Below are 17,965 nucleotides of genomic sequence, written 5' to 3' on the forward strand. Positions count from 1 at the left end.
TGTTTGTTTGTAATTTACTTTATAATTCCTAAATCTTTGCCTTCTACTCCTTTTCCTTTTAATGGTGAATCGCTAGCTAATTCAAAAGTGTCGGTATTCGCGAATTTTGGATCTAAATCCATACTGTATTCTACTGTATATTTTTGATTTCCCGATACGCGCATATCATCAACATTATAAAAATTATTATTTAAAATATTAACGATTGGTTCTCCAACAACCAAATGCATATCGATAGGTTTAGTATTATTAAAAATATTATTTTCAATACGATTTGCTTGTACACCATACAGTGACACGGCAGCTTCATATTTATTCTTACTTCCAAAACCTACATTATTAAACACATTATGATCCATTTCTAAAAACGGTCCTAATGTACTCTCATCCTTCCCTCCTCGGTACAATCTTAATGCCGCACCTTGCACATCTGTAAGAATATTATTTTTCATTATTAAATATTCTACATTATAGGCTCCAATATCATCTGTTTCGGTATCTAATGCTGCAATATGACCTGTGATATTTTTAAATTTTGAATTTTGAATGCTAATAGTATCGGCAAATGTACCTTTACCTACACGCAACACATCAAATGAATGATTCACAATTAGATCTTCGAAATCACAATTATCTATAAACAATTTATAGTTTTCTGTCATTGATTTTTTGCTCGTGCTTATTACTGAATTCCCAGCATAATCTGGAGCACTAGCGCCATCAAATTTTAAATTCTCTAAAAACAAGCTTCCTCCGTTTTCTATTTCGAAAGCCATCATGCGCTCGAATAAAATAACTGCTTTTTCTTTGCCTGAAGATTTAAATGTAAGTGGATGTTTAACTTTTGCTGCCTTGGTTAACACATAAGTCTCTCCCGAAGTCAGTTCTATAATATCTCCTGGACTAGACTCACTAGTTGCTGCAGATAATGTATTAATACCTGGCGCTACAGTAATTATTTTACCAGAATTAAGTCGTACTGTTTTGTCTGCTTTAGAGTACCATGTTGTACCCGTATTGTCTTTAGTCGCTATATTTTTACTTATGGTAATTGGCGTTTTTATTTTTTCTGAAGTCGGAATTAAAAACCCTTGGTCGTTTTTAACTAATTTAAGATCGGCGTGAATAAATCCGCTAGCAATATCTGTTACAAGATTTTCGCCTATAATATTATTATTAAATGTGATACCGCTAATATCATCAAAAACCGTAAAAATATTTTCCTTGTGATCGTTATAAAAAACATTTCCTGTTATTTCTGTATCAGTAGGTGGTGCACTACGTTCCTCGTCACTTCCTGCGCAAAATAAAATATTATCGCAGTTCACATACGTATTATTTAACAGCTTACTATTTATAACAGGCATATACCGATTTGGAGTAGAATTTGGCACACCGTTCATAACAACAAAGGCGCCTCTAAAACGATATCCTGTTATACCAACAAGATAATTATTCTGTACGATTTGATTTTCGTTAATAATTCTAATACCACCAGTATTTGGTTTGTTGTTTCCAATAAACACATTCCCGTCTACCATGGTTTCATTCCCATGACGTAAGGTTAATGTTCCTGTACATTCAAAAAAAGTATTGTATTTATAAATATTATTGGCAGATTTACTAGATACAGTTTCTATTTCTCCATCGCATCTATCGAAATAATTAGACTCGACAACTGTACCTGAATTTTCTAAGGCATGATGACTTGTACCGATTCTTAAAGTTTCTCCTCCGTTATTTCCAAACGTTGGACGTGGTCCAAAATAATTATGATCTATATGATGGTTATTCTCGACACTGCCTTTAGTATCTAGACCAACAATCATAGTTACACCTAAATTCTTTTTACCAACAATGTGGTTATGATCTATCCTATTGTTTTTTCCGTAAATGGTCACCCAGTAATCTTGTACATGACGCTCTGGATTATTAAAATTATCGATAACACATTCGGTTAACCGACAATTATTAGCAAGTTCATCTCTATTTTTTCTAAAGGAAATCACAGCATTTGTTGGTGTGTATCCGTTTTTAAAAACAAGACCTTCAACAATTAAATGTTCTCCAGCAATTTGAAGGTTAGAAGCGCCTTCTAAAGTGACCTTTCCTTTTTCTTCTACGGTAAGTTTTATAGGGTATTCTGCTGTTCCCTTGCCTTCAAAAACAAGTTCTGCATTATTCCAAACACCATTTGCTAAAACAATTTCGTCTCCTGGCTTTGCATTAGAAACGGCAGTATTAAACATCTCTACGGTACTTACTATATTTTGCGATTGTGTATTGTCTTTACATGATGTCAACACAAAAATTCCACTTAAAAACAGCACTAAAAAGAAGTCCATTACCGACTTGGGATATTGTAATCGCATAGTTGTTTGTTGTTGTTTTTAATTGGTTCACCAATTTGGTTTACCAAAAATATAGTTTTTTTTACGATTACAAAAGTTAAAGTATAAATAATACGTGAATTTGATAAAAAGGAGAAATAAAACACCTATATCATTGAACAAACAACAAATAGACTTCTTATTCAGGAATTTTATTTAATAATCAAATCATATAACACACAGAAATTAATGATGTATTGTCTCGGTTTTCGAAATTGAGGCTCCTATTCTGCAAAAGACAACTGTAATGTAATTTATATTCAACTGACTGCAAGCACACTTACAAGAATTCATACAAATTACTTTAGTTCGAATAACAAAAACTCAACCTCCGAGAACTGTTTTAATCTAAGCTCAGACTTATTGAAACATTAATTAGTATTTCTATACGCAAATACACATTAACCTAATATATGCTTAAATTATGTATATAAAGACAAAAACAGAAACAACTTTCTGACCTTTCTATAATTAGACCTAAATTTAAGATTCAATACATTACAACACTCAGGAAACATCTCTGCATTGTAACTCTGTAAATGATGAATTTTTGATATAATATGTCTTGACAACGAAAATAACCAACTCACTTTTTGAAATTTACAATTTAGAAATAATAGATTTTATTTCTCAACACTTAACAGTTCTTAATGAAATATGCCTTTAAAAAAGAATGTGTTTTTCATGTCACAATACACTACCTACTTTAATGTTTTAGTCTGAAGAATTCGGGTTCTATTAAATTCCTTTAAATCTATTGAATATATCCCTGATGAAAGAGAAATTCCATAATATAATTCGGTACTGCCTCCAACTATATACAGTGTATTATTCGCATAAAAAAGCGCAGCATCAGATAAATTCAACCCTATTTTATATTCATTTAAAACTTTCGTATCTACATTAAACGTTAACAATTTTCCATTATGATAAACATAAATAACATCATCATGCTGCGTTAATGCCGGATTATCTATTCCGTAAAACAAATTACCTTCTGTATGCCAAGTTCCTGTTTTAAGATTATAATATTCAATATCTTTTAGTGCCTTATTATTGTAACCTCCAATAAGATAAATTTTATTTTCAACTATTACCGCATTCACTTCTTTTGGCATAGTCATATTCGCTAATTCATACCAATAACCAGAAGTGATATTATAAATGTATGATTTGTCGCTATACACTTTATCTCTATTCACTTTCAACTTTGTAGATCCTCCCATAACAATAAGGTTATCTTGATAGGCGACCGATGCAAAATTAAGTGCCTGATGGGGATAAGTTTCATCAAATTCTAATGTGTTTGTTGCCAGATCTAGTACTTCAATTTTATGTTCTAAATACTCAATTTTCTGATTTACTGACAACGATTTCCCACCTAACACATACAATTTATCATCTACAGAAACTATATTATGATATGCTCTTTCTCCGAATGCTAAATCTGAAATTTCTACAGTATCTTTATCAATATCGTACACTTGTAGTTTATCGCTATAATGCTCCCAAGTCAATTTTGCATTGAAAAGCTTTAACATTTCATCAAAAGATTGAGACTCATTAAAAGCCTTCTTTTCTGTTTCTTCTATAACCGTTTTATCTCCTCCAATAATGTAAATCTTATGACCTACTAATGCAGATCCAAAATGATGTATACTTTCTTCTAAATTTGCTAATTTTTTATAATTCAATTTCGGATTAAATTCTTGCTCTGAAAGTAAAGTAATTTCGTCTAGCTGCTCACTTTTCTTCATTAGGAAAATAATAAAGTTCAAAGATTTAATTTGCTCGAATGAGTAATTTGCAGTAGCATATCCCACACTAGAGAACGTTATAATATCTGTTAAATTAAGTTGTTTTTGAAGCTGTAAAACAAACGCTCCTTTCCCATTCGAAACAGTCCCTTTTTCAGCAGATTTAATATAAACATTCACATCCTCTAACGGTGTATTTGTTTCCCGATCTAAAATGGTTCCTGTAATGTTTTGCGCCGTTAAAGAAAACACAAAAAGAAATAACAAAAAAGCAAGTCTCATTTAAAAATATATTAAAGTTATAGCAAATGTAAACCTCAAAATCGTCTACATAGAATTCTGAATTTTAAAATTACAAATTAACAATTATAAGAAGGACTATAGTCTTCAAAGAAATTAAGATTAAATGAAGTAGATTGATTTCTATTCAATACATGAGTTAAAAAACATGATTATCATCATATTTAAAACAAGTGTTTTTACATATTTTGCAAATTAATTTTTGAGGCTTAAAAATTTAAAATGACATGAAAAACCTACTATGTATTGCAATTGCATTGCTTATTCTTAGCTGTGGTGATAAACCAGAAAAAAAGAAATTCGAATACTCGCCAAACACAACTAAAACCGTTGAAAAAACGACAGAAGTAAAAACCAAAGAAAACACGTCTTTTGAATCTATTGTTGACCTTGACAACAAAGGTATCGGACCTATTAAAAATATAGAATTAGATAATACTATAGATATCCCATTAGCTAAAAAAGGAGAAAACCTATTTAAAATTAATTGCATGGCTTGCCATAAAATCGACAGAAAATTCATTGGTCCTGCCTTAGGTGATATTACAGCAAAAAGAAGTCCGGAATGGATTATGAATATGACAATGAATACGTCTCAAATGATTAAAGAAGACCCTTTAGCAAAAGGCATTTTTGAAGAATACGATAAAATACCAATGGTAACAGCTCCAATTAATGAAGCCAATGCGAGAGCTGTTTTAGAGTATTTAAGAACTTTAGACAAATAATACTATTTAGGAAAAGTTTAGTTATTTATTTGAAAACCAGACAAAACAGGTTCAGTTTTATTATAAATTGAATCTGTTTTAATCTAATAAATGTTCTCCACTTTTCTCTCTAAAACAACGTTCTTCTCCCAAATATAATGGGTCTCCATGTTTTTCTGACCAAAAACCATCTAGAATGTCTGCAGACAAAAACCGATATACCACAACACCTTTATATTTTTTACCATCTGCGTCTAAATAGTAAAAATTGACAACCAAAATATTGTCTTTAAAAAAGCCTGTTCCAAATTGTTCTTGCTCGTTATTTATTAACCATTTTGCACGAATTCGATTAGTCTCATCCAACCACAATTGAAGCGTCCCCTTATAACTGTGTTCACTATCATTTTGATTTCGACCTATTATAGTAAACGTACCTACCGCATCTTCAATAGTCATATTTTTTGTCAAATATTGATTTTTTAAAAGTTCAAATTAAAATGTTAATATATATTATTTAATGGTCTAAATGTGAATACATAAAATTTGATATTCTTAGTTCCAGAACGACATATTCTTCAATCATCAACAAGAAGGCTAGTTATCAAACACTGATTTGTTGTAAATTCTAGAGCGTTATTTTAAAGGCACTATTAATACAGGTATTTTAGACTTTTCTATAAGTTGTTCTGCAGTACTTCCTATAACTGCTCTATAAAAAAACCCATGATTTTCATGTCCAGAAATTATAATATCAGCGTGTAGTTTATCTGCTTCATTCAAAATGGTTTCAATAGTTGCACCCTCTACCAATAAACCTTCAGCATCTAGGCCACGTTCAATCATCTCATCAGAATATTGCTGAAGCAAACGATGTTCTGTCCGTAAATCTTCTGCGCGATCATCTCTAACTTCCTGAGGACCGACACTGTACCCTACAAAATCTGGGTCTGGAGCTGCTATGTGCATAATCCATAATTTAGAATTAAAAGCAACTGCTAGGTCGTGCGCTTTTTCTAATAATAATTTTTCTTTGCCATTAAAATCGATGGTGACTAAAATATTTTTCATGATTCTGATTTTAAATTTTCACTGCTAATTTACCTGACTCTAAGTTACTAAATATTCATTTAAAAACACATGCAGATCACATAAGCTATTGTTAATTATACTTCTAAATCTTAAAATTATACGGTATTATAATAGTCGTTCCAAGACTGAATTCTACCTATATACATTTTTAAATAGTTTTCGGTTAAGAATATGTTAGACCAATCGAAACGCAGGGATTGTACACCAAGATAGAAAACCCAAACTGCAATTCCGGCTGAAGGAATTAACTCCAATTCTTCTTCAGATAATTTTAAAACACTATTATATCCTTCCAAAAATCGGGCTTTTTTCGATTCGTAAACCGCTTTATCTGTTTCTATATGAAATAATTGTTTACAGAAATACCCGACATCGTAAACAAACCAACCATTTCCACAAAAATCAAAATCGAAAATAGTGATCTCATTACTGTTTTTTACACTCATATTATCATACCAAATATCCAAGTGTACAATTCCATATCTCACTTTTTTCTTATTAACAGCTTGAAAAGTCTTGCTAATTTCTTCAGATTTCTGTTTAATAAATTGCATTTCAGTAAGCGTATCCTTAAAATATTTATTGGCATAAGTATAAGGCAAATCCAATAATGTTTCAGTGCTATACTGAATCCTATTAATGAACTTGTTTTCTGTTATTTTATGAATTTTAGCCATTAGTTTTCCAATCGAAAAACAAGTATTCTCATCCATAAAACGAATTTTATCACCTTCCGCAAACGAAAAAAGTGATGCATAACGTAAACCTTCAGGTGCTTTTATGTCTTGTAAAAATTCTCCTTTTATATCTGATATCGGGTACGAAATACCAACTCCATGTTGCTTTAATTCATTTAGCAAACTGAACTCCTCTAAAATTTCAGTTTTTGATCTCCAATCATGACAATACACTCTAAATACATATTTAATATTTCTATCGTTTACAAAAAGGTATGGTTCATTCCTGTTCTAAACAATGAGCATAAACAGGAATCACTTAAGCCGTATCTTTCAATTAAAAATTGGCGTAAATCTGAAGCTGAAAGCGTAGAGGTTGTAACAGGAAATGTAGTCATTATTATTCTGAAATTGTGATGAATATAAAGTACGTTTCTAGCGTCTGCTACCAGAATACGTCATGGCTTCTCCTTTACCAAAACCATAGCTAAAACCAAGTGTATAAAATCGACCTCGTGTGCTACTATTGTAATTATAATTATTAGCGTTTAAAATGGTGCTTTCGTAAATCCGAGATTCGAATACATCTTTTATAGCAAAATTCACAACCACTTTACCTTTCAATATTTTTTTACGCAACCCTAAATCTGCAAAAGCAAAACCATAATCTTCACCTTGCACCGTTTGGTAATCGGATTGAAACTGACCTGTAATTTCAAAATCAAAATCGGCTGGCAATCGTATTTTCGAAGTTAACCTACCGTTCCAACGGTCTCCATTAAAATCAAATGACTGCGCTTCGAAAGCTCCTTTACGTTTAAAGTAATTAAAATTAAAATCCCCGTTAAAAGATAACCAATCTAGAGGGGAATACTTTCCGTTTAATTCGAAACCCAAAGCCCCATTTGTCCCTACATTTATAGGTGCTGTTAACGTAACGTTATCTTGAAATACCGAAACATGCTCTACAACATCTGTAGTATACAGATAAAACAAACTTGAATTTAAAGTCACTTTCCCTAGCTTAAAAATCCCCGTAATTTCGTAAGAATTAGAATATTCCGGTTGTAAATTTGGATTTCCAACACGAATATTATAATTGTTCTTTATATTAAAAAACGGATTTAAATCCCATAAACGCGGTCTAAAAATACGTTTTGAATATCCTACTTGAATAGAAAAATCGTCGTTAAATTTATACGAACTGTGAACGGTTGGAAACAAATCTGTATAGTTCTGATTATTCTCTTCATCTGTATTGGTTAGCAACGTATAAAGCTTAGTCGTTTCTACACGAAGCCCTAATTTAACACCCCATTGATCAGCTTCGTAAGCACCTGTTCCATAAAAACCAAGCACTTTCTGATTGTACTCAAAATTATTAGTTAAAAGTGGATCTACCACCCAATTTCCCGATTCGAAATCGCGTACTTCATAATCGTTCCCGACATCGTTAATAAGATACTGCACCCCTGTTTCTATGGTGACTTTTTCTGAAATCGGATTGGTATAGTCGAGTTTAAACGTATAATCAGCTTGTTGAAATTTAGTTTCAGTCTGCTGATTTACATTTACGATATCACCATAAGTTGTTGTATTTGTAAACTCCGATTCTTGATCTTTTCCAAAGAAATTCCCTAGTACACTAAAAAGCAATGTATGCTCTTCATTGTTTTCAAATTCCTTATTATAATTTAATTCGTATTGCCATTTTGGGTTTGTACCTTCGGTAGATTCATCACGAAACCATTTTGAATTTAATACCGAATCATCATACGAACTAAAATCTATTTGCGAAGGCTGATCTTCAATTTCATATGCATAATTCCCCGAAAGAGTTAAAACGTTTAAATCGTTTATATGATAATCTGTCCCCAACGTTATATTAAAAAATGTCTCGTTTCTATACTCGGTGCCTTCACTAATAACACTCGATTTATTTTCAAAATTGGTGTTTTCCGATTTATTATCCCGTGGTAAAGAACGGTAACCACCGCCAACTTGTGTAAACAAATTAAACTTTTCGGTTCTTCTATTTAAGCTCATCCCAATGCTATAATTATCAGGAATTCCTGTGTTTAAAGACACGGAACCATTCAACCCTTTTTTATCTTCCTTTTTAAGTATAATATTTAGAATTCCTGCAGTTCCTTCGGCTTCATATTTTGCCGACGGATTTGTAATAACTTCTATACGATCAATCATATCGGCAGTAATCGTTCCTAATGCATTACTACTTTCGTCTGCCAACACAGATGGCTTACCATCTATTAAAATCTGAACACCGCTATTTCCTCTTAAACTTACCTGTCCTTCAATATTCACATTCACCGAAGGCACATTATTTAAAACTTCTAACGCACTTACTCCAGTACTCGCAATATCTTGCCCAACATTAAATATTTTTCTATCCAATTTAAATTGTGTTGAAGAGACTTCTGCTCTCACTAAAACCTCATCTAAAGATTGTGAATCTTGTTCCATTTTAAGGGTCCCTAAATCGTATTCAGCATTACTGAAATCTAAGTTTTTAAAAGTCAAAGTTTTAAACCCTATAAAACTAATTTGAAGATAAACTTCGGAAGAAGTCGTTTTTATATTAAACTCACCCGCTTCATTTGTTGTCGTTCCTGTAATGGGTTTATTTGAAATAGAATCTACAATAACTACTGTAGCATAAGGCACTGAAAGATTAGACCCTTGCTCTAAAACAACACCTTTTAACATTACATTTGGTGCTTGTGCAAACACTATAATACTAGAAAAAAGACTAATAAATATTAAAAATGGCCTCATATAAATTCGAATTTTGTTGTGTTTATTCTTCTTTAGACTTTGTAAAAATAAGAACTTAATTCATATTATAAAATGAGTTCTTTTAGTGTCTCTTTCGTATTCTAAAAAATCCTACTAATAAAAAAAATTTATAAATTCTATTTGATATTTGAAAACACTTCGGGATTGATACCTATTCCGAAATTACGAATCCCATTCATAGCTTGTTTCATGGTTATTGGGATGTATTCACAATCTGAAGTCAGCATATAACGTACTTCGCCAGCATCCATTTTAGGAGCATCTGGAACGTAAATAGATAAGAAATTGGGATGGCTTTTATCGGTAATAAAAGCGATGAGATATACAGTATCGTCCTTTAATAAAATAGGTTCCCAGAAATTTTGTTTTTTATAATCATCTTCATCAATAAACTTATATTTCAGCATTTGAAAAGAGGGAAAATGATAAAACAAAGTTGCTTCAAACTTATTACTCCATTGCTTTAAAAAACCATTCACTATAAAATAACCACAGACTAAACTTAGTAGCAAAATAATAAAACAACTCACTAATACAACGGCAGCCGGACCGAAAATAGAGGCCAACTGAAACCGCTCTGTTATTGTATGACCTAAAGGCCTTAGAATGCTTAACGCTTTACCTAATAAAAGCATTACAATGATTATAGGAACTACAACAAATAGAATTCCTGTAATTACATACCGTATAATTAATTTATAATTATTCATGAAAATTCAGCTTTTTTAAACCTTGTTAATGATTGTAATTGCTGAAGATAGTAAATTAAACAACTGTATGTTTGGGTGATTAGACAACCAACCCTAAATTAAATTTTATTCATACTATTTAAGTAAAATAGCTATGTATTATCCTTGTTAACTAAAATAAATTTTCAAGAAGTTAAACATCTAATTATTAATTAAACACTTTTTATTTCTCCAAGTATAATTCTCTAAAAAAACGCATATAATTACTAGGAAATACCATCTTCCAAATATCTTTTTTATCAATTAGATGTTTATCGGCAAGGCGTTTACCATCAATATATGTTCGGTATACCAAAGCATAAAAAAGTAAAAAAGCAAGAAACAAAGTGCTAGAAATCAAATCCATTGCATTTAACAATAAAAGCACGGTTATAGGCACTAAAATAAAAACATAATGGAGATAAATATTTTTCATTTCAAGTTGATATTAAGATAGTTGTCTATTAAAACTGAAGTAATTTACTAAATTGGATTAGATATTCCTAGAAAATTAAAATTAAGGTCGTTTTTCAGATTGATCACAAGCTGTATGGTTTCCTCTTAGAATAATCTCAAATTGTATTTCAGTTTTAAGATCCTGATTAAAACCATTCTCTTGATATTAGAACGTATTATAATATCGACAAATTTTTACTCAGAAATATATTACAGAAGATATTGGTTTTAAATTGGATTCTCGTGTTTAACTTAGCGATTTCATAAATCAAAATGTCAATCCTATTCGGAGGTGTTAAAAAAAAATCTTACATCAAATCCAAATCTCTTTAGATTAAACTGGACGAAAAAACCTGTTTAACTTGTTACATGAACCTTACCAAAACATTACTTTTTTTAAACTTTTAAAAGTTAGAAAACCATTAAAAATCTCATTCCAATTATAGATTTATTTATACTTTGTGTTATAAAATATCGTAATTTTAATAATTAAACATTTTAAACCAGAAAACATTATGAAACTATTAAAGAACGTATTTATCTTATTAGTAGTGTGTAGCATGTCTTTTGCTGTAAATGCACAAAGTAAAAAAGATAAAAAAATAATTAAAGAATCGGATGAAGCGGTATCAACACTTCTAAAAGTTAACCCAGGATTAAGAGAATTATTCAACACCTCTGCAGGTTGTGTCATATTTCCAAATGTTGGTAAAGGTGGATTTATTGTTGGTGGTGCTTCTGGAAACGGGGTATTATATCAATACGGAGAGAAAAAAGGAATGGCTGCATTAAAAGAACTTAGCGTAGGACTTCAAGCTGGAGGACAATCTTTAATCGAAGTTATCTTTTTTGAACAATTAACTGATGTAGAAAAATTTAAAGAAGGCAATTTTGCATTTGATGCTGGTGTTTCTGCAGTAGCTTTAAAATCTGGAGAAAGTTTAGACGCTAAATATAAAGATGGTGTTATGGTATTTACACATTCTAAAGCTGGATTAATGGCTGAAGCCTCTGTTGGAGGTCAAAAATTTAGTTATAAGGCATTCGAATAAATTACATTGTATTCCTAAAAAAGGGTTCTAAATATTAATTTAGAACCCTTTTTTTATATCACCTAATTTCAAAAGTCAGTCTTTAAACACGTGCTCTACGCTTTGCCATAATTTTCTGAAAACTAGAAGGTGTTAATCCTGTTATTTTTTTAAACTGACTCGACAAATGTGCCACACTACTGTATTGTAATCGATGTGCAATTTCGGTAAGTGTTAAACTATCGTTACTGGCCATCAATTCTTTTGCATAATCTATCTTTTTTAAAATGACAAAATTCTCGATTGATGAATATGTAATTTCAGAAAAAATAGCCGACAAATAACTATAAGAATAGTTTAATTTATTAGCGAGTACTGTTGATGTTTTATCAGTTTTATTTTCTTCATTAGAAAATATCATTTCATAAATAATATCTTTTATACGCTGTACTAAAACATCTTTTTCATCTTGAATAATTTGTATGCCGTAAAATGCCAAGCCTTTAATTAAGGCTTCTTTTTTTTCTTGTTTTAAATCTGAAGATAATTCAATTTCTCCTATCCCGTTTAATTTATACGGAATTTGTAATGATTCAAGTTGAGCCTCTAAAACACGTTTACAAACCACATGGTAATCGAATTTAACGAATAATTTCATAAGAACATATTTAACTATACCTTTAGCAAAATACAAATATCTAAGCATTTCCAACACTAAAGATGTTATTTAAACTTTGCATATGGGCATGAAAAAGCCTGTAAAAACAGGCTTAATTAATTCATTTATATTATAATTAATCTTTTAAAATATTCGAATCCTCCGAAAAATTTGTACTTGGTATAGATTTAAAAAATTCTGCATTATCTAAATCTGCCGTAGGTCCGAAACCAGTTAAAAACGTTCCTTTAGAGCCCGAAGGTGTTTCGATCACATATAAAATTGACATATCCGAGGGGTTACTCATTCCCTCGTAACGGTGTTCTGCAACGACCTTAACGTCTTCTGGTTTAAATTTAGTCTTTGTTTCTAAATCTACAAGCATTTCATCTACAACTCGGTAGTTTGCTGTATATCCTTTATTTTGATATTTTTTTATAAAATCGTTTTCATGTTTTGCAAATTCATCTGTAATTTTCATAATCGTTCTTTTTTGTGGTTCATGTTTCAATTAAAAAAGGGTATATTCCAATAGAACACACCCTTTAAATATATATAGAAAATAATTATTTTTCTCGTTCGTACTAATCTACAGCGTCTTCAATATCGTCTGCAGCATCTTCAATTCCATCTCCAACATCATCTGCGACGTCTTCAATTTTATCTCCTGCTGATTTTTGATCTCTACAACTTGTAAAAGTTGATAATGAGGCTGTCATCGCAATAGCGACTAAAAATAAATAAGCTGATTTTTTCATTTTAAAAGTTTTTGGTGGTTAATAAATTATTTAATTGGGTTCCTACCTGTAAATAGAGATATTACAAATAAAATTAAAAATATAAAAAATAATACTTTTGCAATTCCTGCAGCTCCTGCAGCTATTCCACCGAATCCAAAAATGGCGGCGATGATTGCTAAAATTACGAATGTTACTGTCCAACGTAGCATAATATATGGTTTTAAATGGTTAATGTAAATTAAGAAATAACTGTTGTATCATTTCCTTACTGTAAAGATCTAGGTTTTTTAAAAGACCATTTAACTGTATCCGTTTTAAACTTAACCCAAATCGAAAGACCCCCAATTAAACAGCATCTTCAAGACCTAAATCCTCGTTATGGTTTTCAGAATAACTATTTAATAATAAATGTGTAGATGTTGGGAAACGGCTTACAGTATAATCGTGAGGCTGCTGTAAGTAATCTAAAGCTCGCAAAGTATCTATTTCTGGATTCAGCCAGTCTTGATGATAGTTACAATGTAAAATAGCAGGCTGGTTTGATGAAACAGAAGTTGAAGTTGTATCTAAATCTTCATTTACAATTATTGAAAAAGTTAAAAATCCATCTTCTAACTGATTGTATATCCCAGCAACACAAAATGGTGTCGCTTTAGTATGACTAATAAGGTATGGTGTGATTTCTCCTTTAATATTGTCGAAATCTATATATCCGGTTATTGGAATTAAACAGCGTTTAACTTGACTGTTTCTATAAAACTCTAAATGCTTTTTTAAGGTTCCTGTTTTTATATTTAGGGTATTTTGAACATTCTGGTAGGGTTTCCAATCGCCTTTAAAATATTCTGGTAGCATCCCCCAAATAGCAAACTGTATCTGATTTTTATTTTCGGAAGTTAGTATAGGTAACACACTTTCTGTGGTACCATCTATAATTTTCTTTGGTTTATATATATGTGGGAATTTGAATTTTGCACAAAGTGAATTTTCAACTGAAGCACGATTTGCAATATTCGATAATTTGTAAAACATGATTGCTCTATTTTGAAATTATAAACGAACTTAAGCGGAATGACTTTCATTCATATAAATTCATTTACTAGAATCTGCTGTAGACTTTTACGCCTTAATTAAAAACGGTTATAAACGCGTCTCTTCGGTAATCTCATCTTCTTTACCATATTTCTCTTTATAAATTCGGAGAACGAGTAAAAACAAACTGATAAGTAAGGGTCCAAAAACTAGTCCTATAAATCCAAAAAGCGGAACTCCTACAAGTACTCCAAATAATGTAATTAAAGGGTGAACATCGTCTAATCTTTTCAGAATAAACAAACGAAGTAAATTATCTGTAGAACCAATTACAACTATTCCATATATTAAAATTCCCCAAGCCTGAGTATCGTGTCCGCTTATAAGTGTAAGTACAAATACAGGTAAAGTCCCTATAAAAGTTCCAACAAATGGAATCATTGAACCTACAAAAACAATTACAGACCAAAAAAATGGATCTTCAATATTAAAAATCAGGAATCCAATTAATGCGACTATTCCTTGAGCAAAAGCGACTAATGGAATACCTATAGCGTTAGATTTTACCATAGACAAACTATCGCGACCAATGACTCTTAAATTATCGTTACTAATAGGAATATAGTCTAACAATGCTTTTTGAAGTGCCTTCCTATTACTTAGCATAAAATACAACAAAACATACATAATGGCTATCGCAATAAGCATATTAAACGTACTACCAAGAAAGTCTGGAACATTTTCTGAAAGCCACGTTGATATTGAAGTAGCATCTATTTTTGATGTGAATTGATATCCCAATTCATGCTCCCAAGTAGAGACTTGATCTTTTATGGTTTTTATAAACACTTCCGATTTGGAAATTGCTTTTTCTACCCGGCTTCCCAATAAAAGCACTGTTGCCGAAATTGGAATTAAGATCCCTATAAACGACAAAAACAATAATACCGATGCTGCAAGCGCAGGTTTCCAACCTTTTTTTAAAAGATATTCCATTGGTTTTTGTAACAATACAAAAAAAGTAATAGCACCTAAAATCCCCGATAAATATGGAATTAATTCTATAATGATAATGATTCCAAAAAAGCAGATAAGTAACAAAACAAACGCTTGTCTAATTATACTAGATGATATTCTTTTTCGCATGTGTAAATAATATGGATGTTAGTTAAAGTTATGTATTTATTAATGATTGCGCAGTGCCAAAATCAGTTCGCTTTTATTCATTTTAGAGCGGCCTTTAATCTCTAATTGTTTGGCCTGGTCGTACAATTCGTTTTTGGTTCTGTCTTCGTAATTGCTTGCCTCGCCGCCATGTTTTTCTGCATTTGGAGAATTTGCGATTCGGGCAGATTTTTCTTTGCTGTATCCTTTATCCCGCAAAGCATCATATTGAGCTTCATTTTTAATTCTAGGCCTATCTTCCATGACATTGGTATTTAATTAAGATACATCAAATATCGCTAGAAACTTCAGAATTAATTAATTCAAAACCATCAATTGTTAGCTGTAACACCTTGTAAACACATAACACCTCGCGACCCCAATTAAGTCACCTTTATATAGAACACTTTTATTCTCCTGTTATAATTTTAGAAATGCTTTAATATAATACAAACACTAATCTTTTACTAGGTAATAAATAGTTTAAACTTGAATGAACACTATCAAACAAACAAATGCCGTAAAGTTGTCTATTAAAAGTAAAGGTCCGTTTTAAAAATAACAGACCGTCATATAATTACACACAACTTAGACGATTAGCGATTGCGTTAAAAATTAAAGTAAAACAGATAACCCTTCATCCAGATTAAGAATAATTTTACATCAGTAATAACCATAAAACATAAAGTCATGAACAAGGATCAAATAGAAGGAAAATGGAAACAAATTAAAGGTCAGTTTAAACAAAAATATGGTGACCTTACCGACGACGATTTAACTTATTCTGAAGGAAAATTCGACGAAATGGTTGGTAAACTTCAAGAGAAAACAGGTAAAACCAAGGAAGAACTTCAAGATGAGATTAATAATTGGTAAAATAATGTTAGTTAATTTTTTTTAAAGGGAAGCCCCGCTGAAATGAAAATTTTTGGTGGGGCTTTTTACATGTAGAATTATGTTTGAGTTTGTTTATTCAACTTTATTCTGGCGTGATCTGTAGGTGTAATATCTATGGTATAATGTTTTGCATACACCCAAGTAAATTGAGCGCCAAAGAACAAAATAAGACAAGAGTAAGATACCCAAAGTAATATTAAAACAACCGTTCCTGCAGCACCATATGTAGAGCCTGGATCTGCTTTTGTAAAATAAAGCCCTAATAACGATTGGCCGATAACAAAAAATACAGCTGTTAAAAATCCGCCAGACCAAACACTTTTCCATGGTATTTTAGCATTTGGCAAGTACTTAAACATAAGTGAAAACAATGCAGATATTATTGCTAACGACAAGCATAAATCTATTATATAAGCAGCATATAAGACAATATCAGGAAATATTTTTTGGATGTAATTATTTAAGATTGAAATACTGGCAGACACCATAAGACTTACTAATAGTAAAAAACCTACCACAAGTATAAAAGCAAAACCACGTGCACGACTTATTAAAATATTTTTAAAATCAGACCCCGGAATCATTTCAATATCCCAAACATCATTTAAAGATATTTGCAATTGATAAAACACACCCGTTGCACCAAAAAGTAAAGTTGCAATCCCCACAATTGTAGACCACAAATTCCGGTCAGAATTTTGGGTTTCGGTAATCATTGTTTGTATAGATGTCGCGGCATCGCTACCTAAAGCTTCAGAAATTTGCTTGGTTAATTCACCTTCAACAATTTCTGTTCCCCAAATAGCACCAATCACATTTATAATAATAACTAAAAGTCCTGGTAGCGATAAAATGGAATAATACGCAATAATTGCGCTTAAACGCCAAGGATCACTTGCCATCCATCTATTAAAAGTATCCTTTAATAAATATGGTAAATCTTTAAGTTTAAATGTTTTTTGAAATGTATGCGCCATATAAGAAATTAGTCTATTTTTCTTTTATAAAAGTATAAATTTTAATGCAATTTCCGCGATTTCATAACTCAATTTTAAAAATTAATTTTAACAAAAAATTATCATTTGAGCACATCTAAAATGCATTGGAGTCAAAGCAAACCATATTAAAGACATAAGTTTGGAGATAGAAATAAACAGTTAAAACTTATAGGTCATGGAACTACTATTTGAATACGTGAACATACCTAAAAATAATTATTTTGAATATTTAGTTGAAGAAAAATTAAATCCTTTAGCTAAAAAATTCCCTTTTGTGCTTGTCGCAAATGTGTTTTTTAAAGTAGAAAACTCAAGAAATGATCTAGATAATATTTGTAAAATAAAACTTGAAACATCAAAATCTAGCTTATTTGCCTTTGCTAATGAAGAGTCTATAGAAGAAGCGATTCAGAAAACATCGAAAGCCTTAGAGCTTCAGTTAAAGGACAGAAATGAAAATAATTAATCGTATAATTAAAAAACAAGAAAATTTATTACCTTGAACATTATATTAACCTACA

19 protein-coding genes are annotated in these 17,965 nt (G+C 31.0%); 4 read left to right on the forward strand and 15 right to left on the reverse strand.

The genetic code is table 11. The features are described 5' to 3' along the window. Positions 1-14: 14 nt before the first annotated feature. Together R6X41_RS16360 and R6X41_RS16365 are read right to left on the reverse strand one after the other, a co-directional pair. A complete protein-coding gene (locus tag R6X41_RS16360; protein ID WP_318501431.1) occupies positions 15-2,372 on the reverse strand; it encodes a polysaccharide lyase 6 family protein in 2,358 nt (785 codons plus the stop codon). Positions 2,373-3,091: 719 nt separating this feature from the next. Next, complete coding sequence (locus R6X41_RS16365) at positions 3,092-4,429, reverse strand: Kelch repeat-containing protein (RefSeq protein WP_318501433.1); 1,338 nt, start codon at positions 4,427-4,429, stop codon at positions 3,092-3,094. Between the two features lie 245 nt (positions 4,430-4,674). On the opposite strand from R6X41_RS16365, the gene R6X41_RS16370 reads away from it, so the two are divergent. Next, the gene (locus tag R6X41_RS16370) at positions 4,675-5,175 is read left to right on the forward strand and encodes a c-type cytochrome (protein ID WP_318501434.1); all 501 of its coding nucleotides are present in this window, start codon (positions 4,675-4,677) and stop codon (positions 5,173-5,175) included. Positions 5,176-5,253: 78 nt separating this feature from the next. Here the strand turns inward: R6X41_RS16370 and R6X41_RS16375 are convergent, their stop codons facing one another. The 5 genes from R6X41_RS16375 to R6X41_RS16395 all read right to left on the reverse strand — a co-directional run bounded on the left by R6X41_RS16375 (position 5,254) and on the right by R6X41_RS16395 (position 10,450). Further along, the gene (locus tag R6X41_RS16375; RefSeq protein ID WP_318501473.1) at positions 5,254-5,613 is read right to left on the reverse strand and encodes a hypothetical protein; all 360 of its coding nucleotides are present in this window, start codon (positions 5,611-5,613) and stop codon (positions 5,254-5,256) included. A 177-nt stretch (positions 5,614-5,790) separates the two neighbouring features. Beyond that, positions 5,791-6,225 (reverse strand): universal stress protein, encoded by a 435-nt coding sequence (locus R6X41_RS16380; RefSeq protein ID WP_318501435.1) that lies wholly within the window; start codon positions 6,223-6,225, stop codon positions 5,791-5,793. A 116-nt stretch (positions 6,226-6,341) separates the two neighbouring features. Further along, positions 6,342-7,157, reverse strand: a complete 816-nt coding sequence (locus tag R6X41_RS16385; protein WP_318501436.1) for a phosphotransferase — start codon at positions 7,155-7,157, stop codon at positions 6,342-6,344. Between the two features lie 201 nt (positions 7,158-7,358). Then, entirely contained in the window at positions 7,359-9,719 is a 2,361-nt protein-coding gene (locus tag R6X41_RS16390; protein ID WP_318501438.1) for a TonB-dependent receptor, read from the reverse strand. 137 nt (positions 9,720-9,856) lie between these two features. Next, a complete protein-coding gene (locus R6X41_RS16395) occupies positions 9,857-10,450 on the reverse strand; it encodes a DUF502 domain-containing protein (RefSeq protein WP_318501439.1) in 594 nt (197 codons plus the stop codon). Between the two features lie 989 nt (positions 10,451-11,439). On the opposite strand from R6X41_RS16395, the gene R6X41_RS16400 reads away from it, so the two are divergent. Next, the gene (locus tag R6X41_RS16400) at positions 11,440-11,976 is read left to right on the forward strand and encodes a lipid-binding SYLF domain-containing protein (protein ID WP_318501440.1); all 537 of its coding nucleotides are present in this window, start codon (positions 11,440-11,442) and stop codon (positions 11,974-11,976) included. An 82-nt stretch (positions 11,977-12,058) separates the two neighbouring features. Here the strand turns inward: R6X41_RS16400 and R6X41_RS16405 are convergent, their stop codons facing one another. From R6X41_RS16405 to R6X41_RS16435, 7 genes are all read right to left on the reverse strand, one after another. After that, entirely contained in the window at positions 12,059-12,613 is a 555-nt protein-coding gene (locus R6X41_RS16405; protein ID WP_318501441.1) for a helix-turn-helix domain-containing protein, read from the reverse strand. Between the two features lie 136 nt (positions 12,614-12,749). Beyond that, positions 12,750-13,094 (reverse strand): hypothetical protein, encoded by a 345-nt coding sequence (locus R6X41_RS16410; RefSeq protein WP_318501442.1) that lies wholly within the window; start codon positions 13,092-13,094, stop codon positions 12,750-12,752. Positions 13,095-13,197: 103 nt separating this feature from the next. Next, positions 13,198-13,371 carry a hypothetical protein gene (locus tag R6X41_RS16415; protein WP_318501444.1) on the reverse strand — a complete coding sequence of 58 codons (174 nt, stop codon included), beginning with the start codon at positions 13,369-13,371 and terminating at the stop codon, positions 13,198-13,200. A 26-nt stretch (positions 13,372-13,397) separates the two neighbouring features. Beyond that, on the reverse strand, positions 13,398-13,562 hold the full coding sequence (locus tag R6X41_RS16420; RefSeq protein WP_318501446.1) for a DUF1328 family protein: 165 nt from the start codon (positions 13,560-13,562) through the stop codon (positions 13,398-13,400). A gap of 136 nt (positions 13,563-13,698) precedes the next feature. Then, the gene (locus R6X41_RS16425) at positions 13,699-14,385 is read right to left on the reverse strand and encodes an SOS response-associated peptidase family protein (RefSeq protein ID WP_318501447.1); all 687 of its coding nucleotides are present in this window, start codon (positions 14,383-14,385) and stop codon (positions 13,699-13,701) included. Positions 14,386-14,493: 108 nt separating this feature from the next. After that, complete coding sequence (locus R6X41_RS16430) at positions 14,494-15,531, reverse strand: AI-2E family transporter (RefSeq protein ID WP_318501448.1); 1,038 nt, start codon at positions 15,529-15,531, stop codon at positions 14,494-14,496. A gap of 39 nt (positions 15,532-15,570) precedes the next feature. Next, the gene (locus R6X41_RS16435) at positions 15,571-15,813 is read right to left on the reverse strand and encodes a DUF7218 family protein (RefSeq protein WP_318501450.1); all 243 of its coding nucleotides are present in this window, start codon (positions 15,811-15,813) and stop codon (positions 15,571-15,573) included. A gap of 426 nt (positions 15,814-16,239) precedes the next feature. Between R6X41_RS16435 and R6X41_RS16440 the strand changes: the two genes are divergently transcribed. Beyond that, positions 16,240-16,425: a CsbD family protein gene (locus R6X41_RS16440; protein ID WP_318501451.1), complete on the forward strand. Its 186-nt coding sequence runs from the start codon at positions 16,240-16,242 to the stop codon at positions 16,423-16,425. Positions 16,426-16,502: 77 nt separating this feature from the next. Here R6X41_RS16440 and R6X41_RS16445 read toward each other — a convergent pair whose 3' ends face one another. Beyond that, positions 16,503-17,423, reverse strand: a complete 921-nt coding sequence (locus R6X41_RS16445; protein ID WP_318501452.1) for a YihY/virulence factor BrkB family protein — start codon at positions 17,421-17,423, stop codon at positions 16,503-16,505. Between the two features lie 196 nt (positions 17,424-17,619). On the opposite strand from R6X41_RS16445, the gene R6X41_RS16450 reads away from it, so the two are divergent. After that, entirely contained in the window at positions 17,620-17,910 is a 291-nt protein-coding gene (locus tag R6X41_RS16450) for an HPF/RaiA family ribosome-associated protein (RefSeq protein ID WP_318501453.1), read from the forward strand. Positions 17,911-17,965: the final 55 nt, after the last annotated feature.

This window comes from Formosa sejongensis (assembly GCF_033447105.1).
Taxonomy (GTDB): domain Bacteria; phylum Bacteroidota; class Bacteroidia; order Flavobacteriales; family Flavobacteriaceae; genus Formosa.

What these genes read in the sequence shown, in the direction of transcription:
- R6X41_RS16360 (WP_318501431.1), bottom strand. Translation starts at nt 2,372, where the DNA reads ATGCGATTACAATATCCCAAGTCGGTAATGGACTTCTTTTTAGTGCTG.
- R6X41_RS16365 (WP_318501433.1), bottom strand. Translation starts at nt 4,429, where the DNA reads ATGAGACTTGCTTTTTTGTTATTTCTTTTTGTGTTTTCTTTAACGGCG.
- R6X41_RS16370 (WP_318501434.1), top strand. Translation starts at nt 4,675, where the DNA reads ATGAAAAACCTACTATGTATTGCAATTGCATTGCTTATTCTTAGCTGT.
- R6X41_RS16375 (WP_318501473.1), bottom strand. Translation starts at nt 5,613, where the DNA reads ATGACTATTGAAGATGCGGTAGGTACGTTTACTATAATAGGTCGAAAT.
- R6X41_RS16380 (WP_318501435.1), bottom strand. Translation starts at nt 6,225, where the DNA reads ATGAAAAATATTTTAGTCACCATCGATTTTAATGGCAAAGAAAAATTA.
- R6X41_RS16390 (WP_318501438.1), bottom strand. Translation starts at nt 9,719, where the DNA reads ATGAGGCCATTTTTAATATTTATTAGTCTTTTTTCTAGTATTATAGTG.
- R6X41_RS16395 (WP_318501439.1), bottom strand. Translation starts at nt 10,450, where the DNA reads ATGAATAATTATAAATTAATTATACGGTATGTAATTACAGGAATTCTA.
- R6X41_RS16400 (WP_318501440.1), top strand. Translation starts at nt 11,440, where the DNA reads ATGAAACTATTAAAGAACGTATTTATCTTATTAGTAGTGTGTAGCATG.
- R6X41_RS16405 (WP_318501441.1), bottom strand. Translation starts at nt 12,613, where the DNA reads ATGAAATTATTCGTTAAATTCGATTACCATGTGGTTTGTAAACGTGTT.
- R6X41_RS16410 (WP_318501442.1), bottom strand. Translation starts at nt 13,094, where the DNA reads ATGAAAATTACAGATGAATTTGCAAAACATGAAAACGATTTTATAAAA.
- R6X41_RS16415 (WP_318501444.1), bottom strand. Translation starts at nt 13,371, where the DNA reads ATGAAAAAATCAGCTTATTTATTTTTAGTCGCTATTGCGATGACAGCC.
- R6X41_RS16420 (WP_318501446.1), bottom strand. Translation starts at nt 13,562, where the DNA reads ATGCTACGTTGGACAGTAACATTCGTAATTTTAGCAATCATCGCCGCC.
- R6X41_RS16425 (WP_318501447.1), bottom strand. Translation starts at nt 14,385, where the DNA reads ATGTTTTACAAATTATCGAATATTGCAAATCGTGCTTCAGTTGAAAAT.
- R6X41_RS16430 (WP_318501448.1), bottom strand. Translation starts at nt 15,531, where the DNA reads ATGCGAAAAAGAATATCATCTAGTATAATTAGACAAGCGTTTGTTTTG.
- R6X41_RS16435 (WP_318501450.1), bottom strand. Translation starts at nt 15,813, where the DNA reads ATGGAAGATAGGCCTAGAATTAAAAATGAAGCTCAATATGATGCTTTG.
- R6X41_RS16440 (WP_318501451.1), top strand. Translation starts at nt 16,240, where the DNA reads ATGAACAAGGATCAAATAGAAGGAAAATGGAAACAAATTAAAGGTCAG.
- R6X41_RS16445 (WP_318501452.1), bottom strand. Translation starts at nt 17,423, where the DNA reads ATGGCGCATACATTTCAAAAAACATTTAAACTTAAAGATTTACCATAT.
- R6X41_RS16450 (WP_318501453.1), top strand. Translation starts at nt 17,620, where the DNA reads ATGGAACTACTATTTGAATACGTGAACATACCTAAAAATAATTATTTT.